The organism is Halococcus morrhuae DSM 1307 (assembly GCF_000336695.1).
GTDB lineage: Archaea > Halobacteriota > Halobacteria > Halobacteriales > Halococcaceae > Halococcus > Halococcus morrhuae.
Map to the genome: position 1 here is coordinate 15,439 of NZ_AOMC01000085.1, position 19,372 is coordinate 34,810.

A 19,372-nucleotide genomic window follows, 5' to 3' on the forward strand; every position below is an offset into this window, starting at 1 on the left:
GCACCGATAAGTTTCGGGTGGATATCGGACATCACTGCCAAATCGCACCGGGCATCCACATCTATACAGCGACACATCCATTTGATGCGGCCGAACGAATCAAGCAACCAGAGTACCTGAAATCAGGCAGGTAGATTTCTCATGCACAGCTGGGATCGAAACCAACACCGAAGTCTAAATTACGCCGGGAGCTGTGCATGACGAATCAACCTAGCACTACTTCTGCGGTTTAATTGCCAAGCTGATTTTCTCGGCTTATCTATCAGAAAAATAAAATATATTGCCCACAACCAACTCGAAGCTCTGCGGTTTCTCACAGACTACCAGCCGTCGTTCACCACCAGATCAGACGGGTCTTCCTGGCCGAACTGGCAGCAAACGTGGCGTCATGCAACGCAGTATTTTCGCGGGCTCATTCGCCCAGGAACCAACAAATCTGTAGCAGGCATCGCAAGCATGGTCGATATCAAACAGGAGAAACTGGAGTGGTTTGTTCGCGAGAGCGCGTGGGAGTACGAGAACGTCGAAGAAGATCTTCGCTCGAACGCGCCAGAGGCGGCTCAGGGAGCCGGCTCGGCGCTCATCCTCGACTTGAGCGGCAGCACTCCGTCGAATCCCGCTCATAGAGCCGCATATCTCCGATTCTATCCATTTGAGAGCACTCGCTGCGTCCACTGCTGTGATTCAGGCCGAACCGTTTCTGGAGACAGAACATTCCGAGGCGAGTTTCAAGGTGTTCCCCGCTACACAACCTCATTTCATCCGAGATCGTACCTCTCGTGCTAAACCCCAGAAGTAGTGCTAGAACATGTGATCTGTATCGGGCCGGGTCTGGGGCGGCTGCTACGCGATCCTCGTTGGGTAGTTTCTCGTCGACCGCTGCTTTCCTGATCCGACGTGATCTACGGTGCTATCCTCACTGTCGAGACGAACGAACTGATTCCCGATCCGGCCGCCGGCGGCGCGAGCTTCCGGGCGCTCGGCGAGCGCGGTCTCTTCGAACGGTTCGATGGCGTTCTCGTCAGACGCACCACCGCACCCTGCGTTCGTCGCCAAGGTTTGTTTGACCAGCCGTTTACACGTCCTGATGAAGCCGAAGAGATCCACTTCAGCCATATCGGTCTTGCTCGGCTTCGTTCTTATGTGACGATCTAACCCGCCGCTGTCTCTCGGATTCAACAGAGCATCTGAATTAGCATTCGATAGACCGGTTGTAGATTTCGTCGCTGGTTTTAAATAGCCAAACGGGACAGTATCAGACCTGTTGCGTTCTAAGTTGATAAAGCCACGGCGAGCGAGGCCGCTGTGAGGGGCACTGGAACAGGTATGTAGACTGCACAAGCTCAGCCGNCTGTTGCGTTCTAAGTTGATAAAGCCACGGCGAGCGAGGCCGCTGTGAGGGGCACTGGAACAGGTATGTAGACTGCACAAGCTCAGCCGAATATGAGCAGATAGATGGAAAACAGAGAGATACGTCGTTTCAGGCCCAAAGAGCGGGGAAAACTACGGCTCTAGCGACAGCCGTCGCTGGCCGCCGACGGCTGTCGCTGGTACCGTGTGATGAGATCAGCCGAACGAAGTCAGCGTCTCATTCCAGTGCGTCCGGACTTTCTGGATCGCACGCGCCACGCCACCCTTGATCGGGTGGCGTTGGCGCAGCCACTCCACGAGCACGTATCCAATCAATGCACAGAACAACTCAAACAACACTCCGTTAAGCGATTTCGAGTGGAAATTCTCAACGTTCAGATATTGTTTAAATTCACGAAACAGAATCTCGATCATTGTCCGGAGGGTGTAGATACTGATCACGTCAATGGGATCGTACGCTGACGACGCCAGCGTCGTCAGGTACTGAATCTCTTCTCCATCCGGCGTTTCCAAAACGATACGACGAAACTGTTCCCCGGTCTCAGCCAGTTCGATTCGTTCATCACGAATCTGTCTCGTTCCGTCCTCGTTAGTGACCTCGACGTTCTGGACGCGCTCCAGAACGTCGAGACGGGCGTTTGACTGGAGTAATGTGACAAAGTCATCGTCGCTGTGCTTGATTTCACAAAACCGGCGATAGCGCGTGTATCCGCGGTCAAAGACCCAGATGACCGAGTCGAGGTCTGCGAAGACCTCGACGTCGTCTTTGAGGTGGTCGAACTGGGGACTTTCGTGGGTTTCACCTTCTGTGACGGTTGTCCCAAGCGGATGCTTGTGTTCACCGTCTACACGCGCGGCGCAATGCAGTTCGAGTCCACCGTCGTCTACGTCGATTTCATAGACGTGCTCGTCGTCTCCGACAAATTCGTCGGAGACGACAACTGAGCGGGTGAGTTCGAGATTCGTCGCGTCGACAGCAATTACCCCTCGTGTAAGCCACTCCAGGCGTTTTCGCTGGACAGCACGCTGATGATACAGCTGTGGCGTGTGGAGCAACGCGAACAGCATGCGAACGACCGCGCGGTAGTCGCGGTCGTTCGTGAGTTCGGAGAACCGTGACTCGGGCATTTTGTCAAGAGAGTCATCAACAGCGGTCTTATCGGCGAGTTCGGCGAGTGAACTAGATGGATCAAGTCCTTCACGAATGGCTACTTTGAGATGGTTGTCGAAGTCGTGTGTCTCGTTGTGGATGCCGATATCGAACTCCTGGGCAATGGACTCGCTGTCGCCTGCGGCGAGCAGCGAGTACAACTCATCGGCGACAGTTTCGGCAGAGTTGATGTTGTTGGCGTCCGTTGCATCCGGTGACGGCCTATCTGCCGACTTAGAGGTCACAGACATCAGGTCGTCACTACCGGCTCACGCCGGTTTTAAATAGTCGAAACGCCACAGNGGTGACGGCCTATCTGCCGACTTAGAGGTCACAGACATCAGGTCGTCACTACCGGCTCACGCCGGTTTTAAATAGTCGAAACGCCACAGTATCAGACATCGATTCATGACTACGAATTCAAATTACGGCAACACGCTTGCAGCCATCGGCGATACGCCGATGGTCGAACTCCCATCGGTGCGTCCCGACGGCGGCGCATCCATCCACGTGAAGTGGGAGGGAGCAAACCCTACTGGAAGTCTCAAAGACCGGATGGCGCTGGCGATGATCGAGGAAGCGCGGGAACGCGGGGACCTTCAGCCGGGAGAACCAGTCGTGGAATTCACCGGCGGAAGCACGGGATCAAGCCTCGCATTTGTCTGTGCGGTGCTCGATCATCCGCTCCACATCGTTACCGCCGACTGCGTTGCCGAGGAGAAAATCGCCTCGATGCAAGCTCTCGGCGCACAACTCGATATCCTCGAAACGCCTAACGGAACGTCGTACGATGGATTGTTCGAGGACCTCAGAGCCGAAGCGGAAACCGTCCAATCGAAAACGGGCGCGTACTTCACCGACCAGTTCAATAATCCCGATCAACTCAACGGATACGAGTCATTTGGACAGGAAATCCTTGACCAACGGTCAACTGTTGATGAGTTCGTGATGATCGTCGGCTCGGGCGGTTGTGCGATGGGTACCTCCAGAGCGCTTCGGAATCGCGGCGCGGAAGTCACGGTGACGGCCGTCGAACCTGAAGAATCTCCCGTCATCACGGAGGGAACCACCGGAGCACACAGCGTACAGGGGACGGCTATCGTCGGTTCCCCACCACTCGTTGAGCAGGAACTGTACGACCGCGTTTGCACGCTTCCCACCGAGGAAGGCATTGAGTGTGTACAACAACTCGCCGAAGACGATGGATTCCTCGTGGGGACAAGTACTGGAATGAACGTCGCGGCCGCGAGGCAGGTCGCCGCAAACAGAGACTCCGACGAAACTGTTGTTACTGTCGCCTGTGACACCGGCCTGAAATACCTCTCCGATGGACTCTACGAGGGGCTGGTGGGAACGGAATTCTGTCTGAGCTGACCATTCGTATCGAGAATCAGCAGTCGGCTAGATAGATTCGTCATACATATCCATCTATGAAATTTAGGCTGCGTTGTAGATTTCGAATCAAGCCATGCATGAGCAAACTACCTGCCTGACTTCAGATCGGTGGAAACGCGAACGTAGGCGGCGATGTGCATGGTATGCTCGGACACCCTAATCATATCGTGATTTAGTATATAAAGAACGGGGGTTTTCGTATCGATACAAAAAGGTTGTTTTTAGCGCCGAAGTGGATAGCAGTCGGCGATCAGATCGGACCTGCTACGTAGCCGACCTCGGCAATAGTGGACCGGAAATCATCGACCACTACCGCTCCGGAAGCGACTCGGACCGCAACTGGGCACCCATCACGATTCGCGTTCGGAAACGAGGAACGCCACGACCGTGTACTGGTCGTCATCGAACTCGAATTCGGTTACTGGTATCATACCGAGTCCGTCAGTGTGAGCAGCGTATGAGGCCTCATTTTCGTTTGCGACCCACCCAAGTCCGATCTCGAACTCCCCGGCGACGATCTCGACGAGGGCCTCGAACATCTCCGAGAGGACTCCGTTGCCGCGATGGCCTTGGGCGACGATGGCGGGTCCGTAGAGGAAAGTTTGATACGTAGACAGGGACTCGCCGCGAAAGTCTGCCTCGGCGCAGGCATCCGCCATCGTCTCGACTACTCCCTTCTCGTGCTGGTCGAACGTCGACGCGCCGATGCAACCGATCACGTCGCCCCCATCAGCGGCGACGGGGAATCCGGGCTCGGCGGCCATCGTTGCGAGTGCGTCCTCCGGCGGTCCACCACCCGTGATGTATCCCTCCTCGCGTTCCTCGGGCGTCAGGTTCTCCTTGGTGTTGGTCTCTAAGAGTTGCGAGAGTGGGTGAGCGTCCTCGGGTTTCGCACGACGAACAGTGACCATGATCACGGATTGGTGGACACAAAAGAAAAACCATCGGCGACGGTGTATTCCGGTATCTGCTGGTGCATTCCCACGGCTCCTCTCTTTTGTGTAGAGACTGGCGATCCATCGTACTCAGATCGTGATAACGAGTTTCCCGACAAAGTGATCCTCTTCCATCGTACGATGGGCATCTTGAATTTCTTCGAGGGGGTAGGTGTGAGCGACGTGGGCCGTGAGATCGGGTTTCGAGAGGAGTCCGGCAAGCTGACGAAGCACGGCGGACACGTCCGGGAGTTCCGGTCGCTCCACGAGGTTGGCGGCGGTCATGAAGTGGACAGTGAGTTCGTTCGCTCGGGCGCGGAACCCATCCGAGATGTGGCCATCCGCCCCGCCGATAGTGACGATGTGCCCGCCAAATCTGGCGGCTTCGATATCGAGGCCGAGATATTCATCGGACATGTGATCCAACACGACATTTACTCCGTCGGGAACCGCAGCAGTGACCTCCGCGAGAAGGTTATCCGAATGATAGTCGAAGACACGATCTGCCCCGAACTCCTGTTCTAACAGTTGGGCATCGTCCGAGCGAGCAGTCGTAAGCGTGGTCGCATTGATGGAATCTGCAAGCTGGAGCGCGACATGTCCAACGCCGCCGCTGCCACCATGGATGAGACACGCCGCTCCCGGCTTGAGGGTCCCGTAGTCGAACAACGCCCGCCACGCAGTCACGCCGGCCAGACCAATCGCTGCTCCTTCCCTGAACTCGATGGCGGCCGGAAGGTGGGCAACGAACGATGGCGGGATGGCGATATATTCGGCATATGCACCTTGTTGGGTGCGTCCAGTGTGTAGCCCCGTCCCGAAAACACGATCCCCAGGATTGAATCGGGTAACGTGGTCGCCAACCTCGCGGACGATACCCGCAAAATCGGAGCCAAGAGTGAAGGGAAGCGTGGGTTGGTTGAGAGGAGTATCGTCACCGACCTTCCCTTCCCGGTAGTAGGTGTCAGTTGGATTAACACCGGCCGCACGCACTTCGATCAGCATCTCCTGTGGTCCCGGAGTTGGCTTTTGGACGCTCTCAAGCGTTAGCGCATCTCTCCCGCCGAACGACTGCTGTCGAACGGCTCGCATACGGACGACAACGAGGGGAGATTGTATGAGGGTTCCCCTCGAAATCCACTCCCGAAACTCCCCTGTTTACCAGAGGTTAACTCAGTCGATTTATACACTAGAAACCAATAATATTATTTTATTATGAATAGTGAAGTTGGGATAAATGGCAGTCTAAATTCCGTATAGAACCATGCATGATGAATCGATCTAGCTGACCTCAGATACGAGTGGAACCCTAAACTTCATGGATTCATGAATTCTACCAGTATCCGAAACAATGCCTCCAGGGAACAGGTGTTTCTGTGTTCAAATCGGGCCGATCAGTTAGCTTTCGGCAGCTGCGGCTGGCTGGTCGGATGTATCGTATTTCGTTCGAAATTCCCCGATGAGTTGACCCATTTTCGCATACCAGTCATTCAACATTTGCTGCATATCGTCTGCGACGACATCGGGATCAGTCGGCGAGAAGACGTGGTAGTAGCCACCCTGGTCGTAGTTGATCTGTTCTTTCTGGACGAATCCTGCCTGGCGAAGTCGCTGAATCGATCGATACACCGTCGAGCGCTCGCGGTCGACCTCGTCGGCGATTTCATCGATAGTCAGCGGCGCTTCGTCCGTGACGATAACTTCGAAACAGTCGCGATCGAGATCGGTGAGACCATGGAAACATTCGAGGAGGCCCTCGCATTCCATGTCTGTGCGGAGGTAATCCGCCATTGAGTCGGGCATTGCTTGATTATCCCTAGTGGATGAGAGGCTAAAGATGTTGTGCACATCCTGCACGACTGTGCACAACTGTCCTAAGAACGATCTTCAACGTCTCTGGGCTACTGTTCGGCGTTGCCCCAGACGTCGACATCTGTAAGGCGGAGTTCGCCGTTTGCCCTCCACGTCCGTGGACGACAGGCGATCATCGTCACCACGACGAAGAATGCGACGACGACGCCGGACACGATGATCCCAGGGATGGCACCGATAGCGGCGCTCGCGGGCCACTCGGCTGCCTGCGTGAACGCGGTGATCCGGACCAACCACGCGACGAGCAGTACGGTCATGAGCGGAAGGTACACACGGCGCAGGCGATGGGCAAGTGCCTCCTCAAAGCTGATCTTGATCTTCGGCTGGCGGTAGTCCTCGCTCAGTTCACGTCGCCAGTGGGGATCGCTGACGTCTTTGGAAGCATCGAGCGCGTTCGCGAAGACGTTCTCCTGCATCAGCCGCACGCGCGACCGCCAGAGGTCGTAGCCCCGGTACCGGCGCGCCTCGATCACGAGGAAGACAGTGAGCATCGCCAACCCGATCAGCACGATGTAGTGGGGGTTGTTTCCTGTGAATGCCCACGTCAGGATCGCCGCCATGATCGTGATGGCCCAGTTGGTCGTGCGGTCGAGGCGTTCGCGCCAGAACTTCATTCGGTGGACTTCGCCGCGATAGAGGTGGGCCATCGACGATCCGGGACCCATCCCCTCCTCGAACATCCCGCGGCCGATGTGGCGCTCAGTTTCCCCGGTCGGATCGAACGAGGCGGTGTCGTCGCTCACAAGTACTCCTCCGTTGGTGAAAGCTGGTCGTCGTCGCCGTACCGGTCGCAGTCGTGTTGTTCGAGGTCAGCGTGTTGCTCGTGATCAGTTGTAGTCATCTGTGAGTTGGATCGAGTGTCTCAATCGCTTGGCGTGGCCGTTCCACTGGTGCTCTCTCGATAGGATCGCCAGTAGCCCTGCGCATATGCGCCGAGGAACATTCCAGCGAGTCCGATTAGGATGGGGAAATTCCCGACTCCGAGGCTGGCGTACGCGGAACCGGGACAGAGCCCTGAAATCCCCCACCCGACACCGAAGACCACCCCACCGATGAGTACGCTTCGATCGAAGGTCTTCTCGCGCTTGCCATACCGCTCATTGGTGAGCGGCGCACGGTCGAGGTACCGCGTCGCAAGTGCGATGACGGTTCCGGTAACGGCCGCTGCACCGCCCATCACGAACACGAGTCCCAAGTCTTGTAACTGGAGGAAATCCAGAACGATCTCGGGTCTCGCCATCCCGCTGTGGGCGAGTCCAAACCCGAACAGCGCGCCACCGAGAACGATCGTCGGCATGAACAGCGGGCTGCGCGAGTCGCTGCTCATGGCGACACCCCCAGCGCTTGCATCGAGAGTGCGGCTCCGATTGCCGTCAGCATGAACGTCGCGACGTTCGCGAACGAGGTTCCCGACAGCGAAGCGATCCCATTGATCCCGTGGCCGGAAGTACAGCCCTTGCCAAGACGAGTGCCGACGCCGACGAGCACGCCACCCACGAGCAGTCGCCATGCCTGCACATCAGTTGTCCAGCCGCCACCACCCAGCGTGAGTGCATAGACGGCCGCACCAGCGACCATACTTAGCGTGAAGACGATCCGCCAGTCACGCGAGACGAGATATTTCGCCCGGTTGAATCGTGGGATCCTTGAGACGTACGATAGCGTCGACTCGAAGAACGTGCTCGCGCCCGGCGTGATCGCTGTTCCGAGGTAGATGGTCGAGACCCCGAGCCCGATCAGGATGCCGCCGATGGCGTACTGACTGATGCCACGCGGGAACAGTCCCGCAAACGCCGTCCCTCCGAGCACCGTCAGTAGCTCCATCTCTCCGAACATTCAATCGCCCGTGAGCGCGTCTTGACTGGCCGCACAGTTGTTTGGTCCCTGTTCGAGTTCGAAGGCCTTCTCGTCGCTCGTCTCGCGCTGGCCGAGATTGGTCTCGATGATCTCCTCGTAGTTGCTGGGTCGGGGCGGCATGTCCGACTGGATGAAATCGACGAACTCCTCACGAGTCATCCAGAGTGCACTCATTCGAGCTTCCAAGTCGCCGAGGCGTGCAGTATAGGTGCCGTTTTCGGCCTCTGCGCTGTCGCTGAAGTGGCCAGGGACGACAATAGTGTCGTCAGGCAACTCGAGGATCGTGTTCTGTAAGGTATCGTAGAGTTCGCCCGCGGCGTCGGCGGCCCCCTCCGCACCCTCTTCGAGATCGGGACGAGCAACGCTTTCGGTGAACAAGCCGTCGCCGGCGAACAGCACATTGCCTACCCGGTAGGACGTCATTCCGGACGTGTGGCCGGGTGTGTGGAGCACTTCGATCGCGGTCTCACCAACAGCGATGGCGTTACCGTTCTCAGCTGTCTCGTAGTCGATATCGTACTCGATACCGCGTTCGGCGGCAGGTTGCGGGACGATAGGCGTCGCCCCGAACTCCTCGGCGACGGTACGGACACCGCTGATGTGGTCAGCGTGGACGTGCGTGTCGAGCGCGTCGGTCAGTTCCGCGCCGAGTGCGCGCGCGTCCTGTTGGTAGGTGTCGGTAAATGCCCGCAGTGGGTCGATGACCGCGGCTTCGTCGTCGCTGACGACGAGGTAGGCGAGACAGCCCGACGAGGGGCGCTGATACTGAGCAATCGTCGCGTCGGCGTCGGTGTCGAGCTCGTGGTATTCGTAGAGTTCTGCCCAGCCGTTCATACCGCGAGCGAGATGACTCACCTCGTAGCCGCGCTCTTTCAATAGTCCAGCCACATACTCACTCGAATCACCCTTCGCACAGAGAACCGTTACTTCCCTGTTGTCGGGAATCCCCTCAAAGACTTCCTCATCAACGTCGCCGAGCAAGAATTCGAAGTACGGCACATTGTGGACGGTGACGCTCGGTCCGTCGATGTGCCATTTCTCGAACTCCTCGGTCGCACGCGTATCGAGCAAAAACACCTCCTCGCCACGGTCAATTCGGTCCTTCAATTGGTCGGGTTCGATTGACTCGACCTCGACTTCTGGCTCCGGGAACTCCTGTTCGCTCATCACTCTCCCATATCGGACTGAATCCAATAAAGCTTTTCATAGTATAGTGGCTACTGCACAACACCAAATCAGTCTAATCCCGCCGAACGCTCTCCAATCGACGATTGAGGCACCTGTACTCGGAAATTGAATCTTGGCATTGAACAATATCCACAACACTTTTAGAGCCGTGTACTGTATTGTGCATCAGAGGCAAGACGAGTATGAGTACGAAACACGACGCTGCGGAGACGCTCGACGTACAGGGCGAGAACTGTCCGATGCCGGTCGTCAAGACCAAGGGTGCGACCGACGATCTCCAGCCAGATGAGGTCCTCGAAGTGCTGGCGACCGATCCCGGCAGTATGAGCGACATCAAAGGCTGGGCCGACACGACGGCGGGGGTCGAGCTGGTCGACCAGATCGAAAGCGACCAGGACGGCGAAGACATCTACAAACACTACGTGCGCAAAACCGAATAATGAGGACGATTGCCACCGAAATTTCAAACACTCACTACATGGAGGGCCAGCGATGAGCACGGGAACACAGTCGACCGCTGGTGAGACGATCGAGGACGCCGCGGCGCTCGAAGCCCGCATCGAGGAACTCGAAACCGAGCTCGCTGAGGTCAAGGCCGACGAGGATAACCAGCAGATGGTCATCATCGCCACAAAGGGTACCCTCGATATGGCCTATCCGCCGCTCATCCTCGCCTCGACGGCGGCGGCGTTCGGCTGGGACGTGACGATCTTCCACACGTTCTGGGGTCTCGAAATCCTCCACGAAGAACACTCCCAGGAGCTGGGCCTGAGTTCGGTCGGCAATCCGAACATGCCCATTCCAAATGTTATCGCCGCACTGCCGGGTATGGACCGCGCAACCGCGAAGATGATGGAAAAGCGCATCGCTGACAACGATGTCGCAAGCGTCGAGGATCTTATCGAGACCTCCCTCGACAGCGGTGTCGAACTCCAGGCATGCCAGATGACCATCGATCTGCTCGACTACAATGAAGCCGACTTCTACGACGGCGTCGAGGTGGGCGTCGGCGCGGCGACGGCCTTCCAGCGTATGGCCGACGCCGAGATTCAGCTCCTCGTCTGAACCGGCCACGTATTGGTGGCATTTTTCGCGCAAGCATCCGTATTACCAGTATGGCAGCACAGCTGCTTTGGGTCAATTTTGAACTCGCTGGCGAGGTTTCGGACGAAGAGATGACGGAGTTCGCCGAAGGGATTGCCGAGTTTCCGGGGCTCCGATGGAAAATCTGGCCGTTCAACGAGGAGCGAAACGAGGAGGGTGGGATCTACCTGTTCGAGGACGAACACTCGGTTGAGAGATACCGGAACTCCGAGTATGTGGAGACGTTCCGCAACGACGACCGGTATCGAAACGTCGAGATCAAACAGTTCGACATTCGAGCGGGACTCAGCGAAATCACACACGCAAATGACGTCATCTCTGGCGAAGCAGTCCCCGAGTGACCGAAACGAATCTCGAAAGGGTTTTTCGCGATGAGTACAATATTCTACACGAATGGCGCTTCCCATTGATCCGACTCAACTGGACGAAGACGATATCGGCACGAAGCAAACTACACTAGAGATGAGTCACGAGGACGCCATCGAACACGTTCGTGCGGTGTTCACCGACGCGGGCTTTGGCATCCCTACCGAGTTCTCACCGTCGGACCTCCTCAACGAGAAGGTTGACGCCGACCGCGACCCCTACTACGTGCTGGGTGCGTGCAACCCCTCGGTGGCGAACCGCGCGCTTGACGCCTCGGAGAATCAATTAGGTGGCCTGTTCCCGTGTAACGTCGTCATCTGGGAGGAAGAACCCGGTGTTCAGACCGTGTATCACGTGAGTATCATGCGGATCGCACGGCTCGTCGGAATGGCTCCGGACGACGAGGCGATGGCTGACATCATCGCTGACACCGGCGAACTCGCCGACGAAGCGTTCGAGAGGCTGTAACGATGGGTCATCACACCTTCGACGCCGACGGAGCCGACAAGTTAGAGCGACCAGAGCGACGCTATCGATTCCTCTCGACCGAGGAACTGCTGTGGGCACTCGCGCTCTCCTCGGAGGATATCGTCGCCGACCTCGGCAGCGGAACCGGATTTTTCACCGACGATATCGCACCCCATGCAAGCGAGGTGTACGCGGTCGATATCCAGGAGGCGATGCACGAGTATTACGAAGAGAAAGGCGTCCCGGGGAACGTCGAGCTCGTGACGACGGGGGTCGAGGACCTCCCGTTCGAGACCGATACTATCAACGCCGCGTTCTCGACGATGACTTTCCACGAGTTCGCAAGCGACGACGCGCTCGCGGAGATCCGCCGTGTGCTCGCACCCACAGGGCGGATCGTCATCGGTGATTGGAGTGCCACCGGCACTGGCGAAAACGGCCCGCCCCTCGATGAACGATACTCCGCCGATACGGCGGCGGACGCCCTCCGTGACCACGGATTCGCTATCGAACACCAGTTTAGCCGCCCGGAGACGTTCCTGTTGGTCGCTACGATCGAGTAGACCCCGAACACCATGACGACCCGTCATCCAACCGAATACGTCTCAGCGCATCGTAAGGAGTTAATCGATCTCGTTCTGGACCTGTTGGACGTCGACACGTCGAACCCACCAGGAGAAACACGAGCGCTCGTTGATGCCCTCGAAGAGAGACTTGCACCGCTTTCAGTCGATGTCGATCGGATTGCGATTGATCCAGTGAAGCCTAACCTGCTCGTCACCGTTCCCGGTGAAAGCGATCGGACACTCTTATACGACGGACATCTCGATACGGTTCCGTTCGACGAAGACGAGTGGTCGTACGATCCGCTCGGAGAGCAGGTAGACGAGCGAATCTACGGTCGAGGGGCGACCGATATGAAAAGTGCCATTGCCGCGATGCTGTTCACGATTCAAGCTTACGCGAAAACCGATACCACCCCACCGGTTGACCTCGTATTCGCGTTTGTGAGTGATGAAGAGGTCGGTGGCGACGCCGGCCTGCCTACCCTCCTGAGTGACGACCGGCTTGATGCGGACGCCTGTGTGATCGGTGAACCGACCTGTAAGGAGAACCGTTACTCCGTAACGGTTGCTGATCGCGGCAGTATCTGGCTGACGCTCGATGCGGCAGGTGAAGCCGCACACGGATCACGGCCAGTGCTCGGTGAAAATGCGATCGATCGGCTCTACGCGGCTGTTCAAACGTTGCGGGACAGATTTGGGGCGCGAGAGTTGGATATCGACACCGCAATCAGGCCGATCGTCGAAGAGTCAATCGACTACTACGCACCACTATTGGGTGAAGAATCCGCTCGTACCCTTTTCCGGTATCCGTCGATCAACCTCGGGACCATTCAGGGGGGTGAAACGATCAATAGCGTTCCACAGTCTGCTCAGGCGGAGATCGACATCCGCTTGACAGCGGGCGTCCAGACACCTGACGTTCTCGGTGATATTCGGGACTGCGTCGCTGACTGTGATGGAATCACGATAGCTGATGTCTCGTGGAGCATCGGTACTGCGGAAACCCCCGACAGTCCGCTCGTCGAGGCCGTCACATCAGCTGCCGAATCAGTGACGAACACCCGTGTGTATCGTCGGAGTGGAACTGGCGGTGGCGACGCGAAGAAGCTCCGGAACACCGGTATTCCAACGGTCGAGTTTGCACTCGGAACAGATACCGTCCACGCCATCGATGAGTATACCACGGTCGAGTCACTCCTCGGAAACGCGTTGGTTTACACACGGCTTCCCTCCGCATGGCCTGAATAATAGCCGCTCCTCTTCGCTTATTTTTTCGACTGATCGAACTGGTGCCTTTCTGTATATAGTATTGTATGCATGCCCCAAAACTATAAACTACTGTGGCCCGTACTAGCGAGTGATGGCAGCAGAAACTGCCTCCAAGACTGGTATTGAAGCTGCCAACAAACCGATCCATGTCGACGGAAAAGCTGAGCTAGACAACATCGTCGCTAATAACGACGTCGTCCTCACGGACTTCTACGCCGACTGGTGTGGCCCGTGCCAGATGCTTGAACCAATCGTCGAAACGCTCGCCGCTGAACCCGACGCCACCGTCACAAAAGTCGATGTTGATGCGAACCAGCAACTCGCCCAGACCTACGGCGTCCGTGGTGTCCCGACGCTCGCTCTGTTCGCCGAGGGCGAGCAGGTTGAGAAGGTCGTTGGCGTCCAGCCCGAGGAACAGCTTCGCTCGCAGATCGAGCAGTACACCGAGTGAATGAGTAGGAAGACTCAGGATCTCGTCATCGCCGGCTCCGGTATTGCCGGACTCTCGGCGGCGGTCTACGCCGCTCGTGCCGACCTCGAGCCGCTGGTGCTCGAAGGCGACGAGCCCGGCGGTCAGCTGACGCTCACGACCGACGTCGAGAACTACCTCGGCTTTCCCGATGGTCTTGGCGGGATGGAACTCGTTCAGCGTGGACGGGAACAGGCCGAGCGGTTCGGTGCCACGTTCGAGCACGCCCGCATCGAGCACGCCGATCTCGATGGACAGCCGCTCCAGCTTTCGCTGTCGACCGGTGAAACCCTTCGAGCGCGTGCTCTCACCGTCGCGACCGGGGCGAGTGCTCGTTGGGTCGGTGCCGACAACGAGGACGAACTGATGGGGTACGGCCTCTCGACGTGTGCAACCTGCGATGGGGCCTTCCACCGTGGCGATGACGTCCTGGTCATCGGTGGCGGTGACAGCGCCATGGAGGAAGCACTCTTCCTCGCGAAGTTCGCCGATTCAGTGACGGTCGTTCACCGACGCGACGAACTCCGTGCCTCGGAGATCATGGCCGAGCGTGCCCGCGACCACGACGCAATCGAGTTCCGGTGGAATACAGAACTCGACGTACTCCACGGCTCACAGAATGAGGGCGTCACCGGCGCGACGCTAATCTCCCATCCCGATGGCCACCCCACGAAGCGAGCCGCGAACGACGGGGACGTCGAGACGGAAACGGTCGCCGTTGGTGGCGTGTTCTACGCTATTGGCCACACGCCGAATACCGGGTTCCTGGAGGATACCGATGTGGACCGCGATGAGGCGGGATACGTCGTGACCCAACCCGCGAGACGGGACGGATAACGACCCGGACGACAGTTGAGGGTGTCTTTGCCGCCGGTGACGTTGCCGATCCGCGCTATCGACAGGCGGTTACGGCAGCCGGAACCGGTAGCATGGCTGCACTCGATGCCGAAGCGTACGTCGAAACAGTCGAGAGCGCCGACCGGGCAACGGTCGACGCTTCGGTGTCAGCTCAAGCTTAGCACCTCTCGCTGACTGACTGCTTTTCGAGACGTGGGATGGGAACGTGGTACCGAGCAACGGCCGAGGATGGTTTAATACAGCCCAACTGAATCCGTGACTATCAGAAAACCCGGTAGGCGACCAGTCCGCTCACGACGACGGCTGCCAGCCCGCCGAAGATCGGCACTGTGGGGAACGGCGTGAGCGAACTGCTCTCGGAGGGTGCCGACGCGTTCGCGCTCGCCGTGCTGGGCGTTCCGAGGTCCATATGCGGACCTTCGGCCCGCGCGCCGGAGACGTTCACACTGATTGTGTCATTGGCTCGGAGTGGCTCGTCGTTGGTGAGGAGCGAAATCGAGGCGTTGCCAACTCGGAGGTTTTCCGAATGTGCAACTGCCGAGACATTGTAGTCCTGCATGACGACCGCCAGCCGCGTCGCGTTCCGCCGAAGCGTCTTCACGAAGCTTTCGTTTTGGAGGTCGTAAGCCACGCCGGCCTGCGTGGTGCCGTTTGCGGGCACCGTGAGGTTGAGCCGGACGCCACCCTCGGTTCGGCGGTACTGGGCACGCTCGCCCGCAACCATCCCGGAGTACGGCTGGGCGTCGGCTGGTACGTCGATGGTGACGTTGCCAACGAACGGCCGTTCGCCCGTATTGTGTAGCGAGATCGTCTCGACGACGCTTGGCACGCCCGATTCGTTTTGCGGTGCGAGTACCTGTAGGACGTGGCCGGCCGGACTGCGGTTCGCAACCGAGAGGGCGGATGGATCGTCGGTCGGCGCAGGTGTCGCCACGGTCACGTTCTGTTCGCCAACGGTCGTATTCACGGTCTCTTGATACGGAATCCCGTCGGCCGAGACGCGAAGTCGATAGCTCTCGTTCGATTCGACCGGGTCGAACGCGAACGTGCCGTTGTCGCCCGTCAGCGTGCTGTCGACCGCGAAGCCACTCGCATCCACCAGCTCGACGGTCGTGTTCGCTCGGCCCTCGCTGCCGTCATCCAAGACACGGCCCGTGATGGCCGCATTGAGTGCGATAGTCGTCGAGTTTGTCTCCCGGAGTACTGCATGGTGGGTTCCCCCGCCCGTCGCTACGCGGACGATGTGGACCGGCGCGTCAGGCACCTCCGCAGCAAAGGACGACTCAGAGACAGTCGTCGTCACGGGGTCGCCGACGGCGGTGAAGTTCTCCGAGACCGCGGCGATGGTTACGTTTGCGCCGTCTGCAGTCCCATTGTCGGTCGTGACGGTGCCCGAAATATCGGCTGCTGCGGCAGTCGTTGGGATGACGACGAGGCAGCAAAGCAGTATGGCGAGTGTAAGTCGAGTGTTCATCTTAGTCTGTGGTCTCCATATCGGTACTAGATTGTGAGCGTGCGGCGGTCGTCCACTTGACGAGTCCGTGTCTTGGGTCGAAGACGAGGACAAGTCCCATCCCCAATAGGAGGAGAACGAGACTGACTCGCAGGAGCGTCATCATCGGAATTCGTTTGATCGTGATGGAGGCCGTGCCGTCGCTGACGCCGGCTATCACGTAGGTGTCGCTGACGAGACCGCGGTCGATGAGCACGTCGCGGACCTGCAATCCCCCTTGCCGGACGTACTCGCGCTGGCCGACGACGCCACTAGTGAGCAGGTCGCCGTCCTCGTAGACCGCGACCGCCGTACCGCGAGCGATGACGCGGGTCGGCTCGACACTCTCGGGTGGGTCAGCCGCCGGGCCGATGGTCTGGGGACCAGTGAGCAACACGGCGTCAGTCTGGGGGACGAATCCCCAGAGCAACTGCCCGCGCGCCGCGATGGACTGGCCAGGCTGGATCGAGACGTTCGTCCCGTTTCGGTCGACGAGTCCAACCCAGATGGGTGAGCCGTCAAGCTGGGCGACCGTCGCCTGTGGACCGTTCCGGACGGCCGTCACGTTGCCGTACAGCGTCTGTACCGAGCCGTTGAGCGTGTCGCCGCGAGCGGTGACTTGCTCGGCGGTGAGCGCGTAGTCCGAGAGATCGGGGTCCTGGGGGAACTCGTTGGTCGTGTTATTGAGCACACGAATCGAATACTCCGAGCCGGGGACCTGCTGGGTTGAGGAATCGATGTTCCCCTGTCCGGTGGCCGCCATCACCGATGCCTGTCCACCGAACAGATACATGAAGGGAAGCGAGAGCACGAGTAGCGCTGCCGCGACGTGAATCAGCATGATGCCCGATTCCTTCAACTTCGCGTTCCGGGTGACGGCCGCCGGGATGCGGACGAGACCCCGCTTGAGCATGGCGAGAATCACGTAGGCGACCGGCGGCAGCACTGAGAGTACACTTGCGCTCCCGATGATTCGATAGACGAACGCATCGGTCGGGCGTGGATTCGATAGTTGCCACGTTGCGGAGGGAGCGATGAAAGCGGCGAGCAATGTCGCAGCCGCAAAGACGCCAAGTCCAACGAGGCTCCGGCGGCGGCCCTCCACGTCGAAGTCCATGTAGAAGCCCAACAGGAGAAGGACGGAGAGCACGAGCGGGTAGCTCCAGAGGTTGTAGTAGCGTGGCTCAACGGCGACTTCGAGACCGGTGATGGCGTTTCTGAGGACGGGGAAGGAGAGTCCCCACAGCGAGACGAACGTGAGCAGGCCGAACAGCAAGACGGCGAGGTGGAGCAGATTCGAGCGCGTGAGGAGCTTTCCATCGGTGAGTCCGGCGTCATCGTTCTTCCAGGCCCAGTAGCCAAGTGGGAGACCCACACCTAAAATAGCTGTCACAGCCATCAACAAGAGGAAGGCGATGCCGATGCCGCCGTCGGCAAAGGAGTGGACGCTGCGGAAGACGCCACTACGGACGATGGTGGTGGTGTAGATGGCCAGCGCGAACACCGTCGCGGTCATCGCGGGCGCGAGGATGGTATAGCGCTTGCCAGGGCGGTAATTGGTGACGGCGTGAAGCGTTCCTGTGAGAAACAGCCACGGAATTAGGATGGCTGTCTCGACGGGGTCCCACGCCCAAATACCGCCCCAGCCGAGCACCGTGTACGACCAGAAACCGCCGAGGGCGACCGCCCCGGTGAGAAAGAGCCAGCCGAGTCGGAGCCAACGGGTGAGCGTGCCCTGCCACGCCGCGAACAGTCCTCCATCGCCGCGGAGTATGGAGACGAAGTGGGCCGCCCCGATAGCAAATGGCATCGTGAGCAGCGCGTAGGCGGTGAACATCACTGGCGGGGGGATGGCCATGTACGGGTCGACCAGCAGCGCGTTGAGGCCCTGCCCGCTCGCGGGAACGAATCCGGGTGGTGCGTTCGGGAACTCGCCGCGGGTGGGTGCAAAGGGGCTGTCGAACAGGAGCATCGCGGTGAAGTAGGCTACGACGCCGGTCGTGAGAGCATACACCAATCGGGTGTGACGGTCGGGGACGCCCCGAGCGGCGATGGCGACGAGTGCGACGATGGCGACGATGGTCGCCCATAGCAGCACCGACCCTTTGTTGGCGGCGTAGACGCCGGTGATGCGATAGAGAATGGGGAGATAATCGGCGGTGTTCTGCCAGACGTAGGCGTTCGAGTAGTCGGTGACGACGAACTGGTAGGTGAGTTGGACGAGCGCGCTCACCAATAGCGTGGCACCGATACCGACCAGCGGTGTGGTGTAGCCGAGGTAGTGTTCGTCGTCGGCGAGATATGCCCGCGAGAGGATGAGGGTACTACTGGTGAGCGCGAGAAAAGCAAGGGCGAGCAGAGCCGTGCCGAGATTCATGCGCTCTCAGTCCCGTTGGCACGCTTATTTGCCGTTTCGAGGTAGCTGAGGAAGTCCTCACGATCGGCATAGCCTGTGATACGTACGAGCTCCTCTCCATCCGGGGTGATGATGACGTGCTGGGGCGGGAAGTTGACGTTGTATCGTTGCTGAAGCGACGAATCGCCGTCGAGATTTACTGCTACTTTCACGAAGTCATCGAGTCGATTTTGCACCGTTTCGTTTGGATATACGTTCTCGTTGTAATCTTCGCAGTAGGTACACCACGTCGTCCAGAAATAGAGGACGATGGGGGTGTGTTGTTCGTTTGCGATTTCCTTCGCCTCCGAAAAGTCAGTCCGCCATGCGGTATCGCCGTGGTAGGAGAAGTTCTCGTCACTCAGCACGGGTGCAGCGTTCATCGACAGATAGCCAATGCTCAGAAGAAGCGCGATAAAGACGAACGTCAGTAGCTTCCGTGGACGCATCGATTATTGGTCGGGTTTGGCACCGACCAACAAAACGTGTGCGCTTTGTGTTGTTGAGAAATGAGGAAAGTGCACACATTTATTAAAAAGGGCTTCGAACGGGGGATATCAGCCCCTGATAGTAGGAAACAAGTCATGGAACACGATCGAACACTACTGAGGCAAAGA

The 19,372-nt window shown here is 58.5% G+C and carries 20 protein-coding genes and 2 pseudogenes; 11 read left to right on the plus strand and 11 right to left on the minus strand.

Annotated elements, in window-relative coordinates; translation table 11 throughout:
• Positions 1–5: 5 nt before the first annotated feature.
• Together C448_RS17045 and C448_RS15865 are read left to right on the plus strand one after the other, a co-directional pair.
• Positions 6–116: pseudogene (locus C448_RS17045) on the plus strand (acetyltransferase); the annotation flags it as partial.
• 781 nt (positions 117–897) lie between these two features.
• Positions 898–1,155 (plus strand): hypothetical protein, encoded by a 258-nt coding sequence (locus C448_RS15865; RefSeq protein WP_152415526.1) that lies wholly within the window; start codon positions 898–900, stop codon positions 1,153–1,155.
• Between the two features lie 411 nt (positions 1,156–1,566).
• On the opposite strand, the gene C448_RS05640 is transcribed toward C448_RS15865, so the two are convergent.
• Complete coding sequence (locus tag C448_RS05640) at positions 1,567–2,772, minus strand: IS4 family transposase (RefSeq protein ID WP_004052596.1); 1,206 nt, start codon at positions 2,770–2,772, stop codon at positions 1,567–1,569.
• Between the two features lie 157 nt (positions 2,773–2,929).
• Between C448_RS05640 and C448_RS05645 the strand changes: the two genes are divergently transcribed.
• A complete protein-coding gene (locus C448_RS05645) occupies positions 2,930–3,895 on the plus strand; it encodes a PLP-dependent cysteine synthase family protein (RefSeq protein ID WP_004052598.1) in 966 nt (321 codons plus the stop codon).
• 371 nt (positions 3,896–4,266) lie between these two features.
• On the opposite strand, the gene C448_RS05650 is transcribed toward C448_RS05645, so the two are convergent.
• From C448_RS05650 to C448_RS05680, 7 genes are all read right to left on the minus strand, one after another.
• On the minus strand, positions 4,267–4,827 hold the full coding sequence (locus tag C448_RS05650; protein ID WP_004052600.1) for a GNAT family N-acetyltransferase: 561 nt from the start codon (positions 4,825–4,827) through the stop codon (positions 4,267–4,269).
• A gap of 114 nt (positions 4,828–4,941) precedes the next feature.
• Positions 4,942–5,856, minus strand: coding sequence for a quinone oxidoreductase family protein (locus C448_RS05655; protein ID WP_239640529.1), 915 nt, complete (start codon positions 5,854–5,856; stop codon positions 4,942–4,944).
• A 393-nt stretch (positions 5,857–6,249) separates the two neighbouring features.
• A complete protein-coding gene (locus C448_RS05660) occupies positions 6,250–6,654 on the minus strand; it encodes a helix-turn-helix domain-containing protein (RefSeq protein ID WP_004052605.1) in 405 nt (134 codons plus the stop codon).
• Between the two features lie 98 nt (positions 6,655–6,752).
• Positions 6,753–7,466 carry a DUF2270 domain-containing protein gene (locus C448_RS05665; protein ID WP_004052606.1) on the minus strand — a complete coding sequence of 238 codons (714 nt, stop codon included), beginning with the start codon at positions 7,464–7,466 and terminating at the stop codon, positions 6,753–6,755.
• A gap of 119 nt (positions 7,467–7,585) precedes the next feature.
• The gene (locus C448_RS05670; RefSeq protein ID WP_004052608.1) at positions 7,586–8,050 is read right to left on the minus strand and encodes a DUF6691 family protein; all 465 of its coding nucleotides are present in this window, start codon (positions 8,048–8,050) and stop codon (positions 7,586–7,588) included.
• On the minus strand, positions 8,047–8,547 hold the full coding sequence (locus C448_RS05675) for a YeeE/YedE family protein (RefSeq protein WP_152415527.1): 501 nt from the start codon (positions 8,545–8,547) through the stop codon (positions 8,047–8,049). The genes C448_RS05670 and C448_RS05675 overlap by 4 nt, the downstream gene beginning before the upstream one ends.
• Positions 8,548–8,559: 12 nt before the next feature.
• Positions 8,560–9,747, minus strand: a complete 1,188-nt coding sequence (locus tag C448_RS05680; RefSeq protein WP_004052613.1) for an MBL fold metallo-hydrolase — start codon at positions 9,745–9,747, stop codon at positions 8,560–8,562.
• A 203-nt stretch (positions 9,748–9,950) separates the two neighbouring features.
• On the opposite strand from C448_RS05680, the gene C448_RS05685 reads away from it, so the two are divergent.
• The 8 genes and pseudogenes from C448_RS05685 (at position 9,951) to C448_RS05720 (ending at position 15,029) form a co-directional block, all read left to right on the plus strand.
• Positions 9,951–10,208: a sulfurtransferase TusA family protein gene (locus tag C448_RS05685; protein ID WP_004052615.1), complete on the plus strand. Its 258-nt coding sequence runs from the start codon at positions 9,951–9,953 to the stop codon at positions 10,206–10,208.
• A 52-nt stretch (positions 10,209–10,260) separates the two neighbouring features.
• Positions 10,261–10,833, plus strand: coding sequence for a DsrE/DsrF/DrsH-like family protein (locus C448_RS05690; protein ID WP_004052617.1), 573 nt, complete (start codon positions 10,261–10,263; stop codon positions 10,831–10,833).
• Positions 10,834–10,883: 50 nt separating this feature from the next.
• Positions 10,884–11,213, plus strand: coding sequence for a YdhR family protein (locus C448_RS05695; RefSeq protein ID WP_004052619.1), 330 nt, complete (start codon positions 10,884–10,886; stop codon positions 11,211–11,213).
• 52 nt (positions 11,214–11,265) lie between these two features.
• Positions 11,266–11,706: a DUF302 domain-containing protein gene (locus C448_RS05700; RefSeq protein ID WP_004052622.1), complete on the plus strand. Its 441-nt coding sequence runs from the start codon at positions 11,266–11,268 to the stop codon at positions 11,704–11,706.
• Positions 11,707–11,708: 2 nt separating this feature from the next.
• Positions 11,709–12,269, plus strand: a complete 561-nt coding sequence (locus C448_RS05705) for a class I SAM-dependent methyltransferase (protein ID WP_004052625.1) — start codon at positions 11,709–11,711, stop codon at positions 12,267–12,269.
• A 12-nt stretch (positions 12,270–12,281) separates the two neighbouring features.
• Complete coding sequence (locus C448_RS05710) at positions 12,282–13,520, plus strand: M20 family metallopeptidase (RefSeq protein WP_004052627.1); 1,239 nt, start codon at positions 12,282–12,284, stop codon at positions 13,518–13,520.
• Positions 13,521–13,632: 112 nt separating this feature from the next.
• Positions 13,633–13,992 carry a thioredoxin gene (gene trxA / locus C448_RS05715; RefSeq protein ID WP_004052629.1) on the plus strand — a complete coding sequence of 120 codons (360 nt, stop codon included), beginning with the start codon at positions 13,633–13,635 and terminating at the stop codon, positions 13,990–13,992.
• Positions 13,993–15,029, plus strand: a pseudogene (locus C448_RS05720) (NAD(P)/FAD-dependent oxidoreductase). It abuts the gene before it with no gap.
• Between the two features lie 101 nt (positions 15,030–15,130).
• On the opposite strand, the gene C448_RS05725 reads toward C448_RS05720, so the two are convergent.
• From C448_RS05725 to C448_RS05735, 3 genes are read right to left on the minus strand one after another with little or no spacing between them, the layout of a single operon-like run.
• Entirely contained in the window at positions 15,131–16,342 is a 1,212-nt protein-coding gene (locus C448_RS05725) for a carboxypeptidase-like regulatory domain-containing protein (protein WP_004052633.1), read from the minus strand.
• A gap of 1 nt (position 16,343) precedes the next feature.
• On the minus strand, positions 16,344–18,737 hold the full coding sequence (ccsA, locus tag C448_RS05730; RefSeq protein ID WP_004052635.1) for a cytochrome c biogenesis protein CcsA: 2,394 nt from the start codon (positions 18,735–18,737) through the stop codon (positions 16,344–16,346).
• Positions 18,734–19,204, minus strand: coding sequence for a thioredoxin family protein (locus C448_RS05735; protein ID WP_004052637.1), 471 nt, complete (start codon positions 19,202–19,204; stop codon positions 18,734–18,736). Before C448_RS05735 ends, ccsA begins: the two co-directional genes overlap by 4 nt.
• Positions 19,205–19,372: the final 168 nt, after the last annotated feature.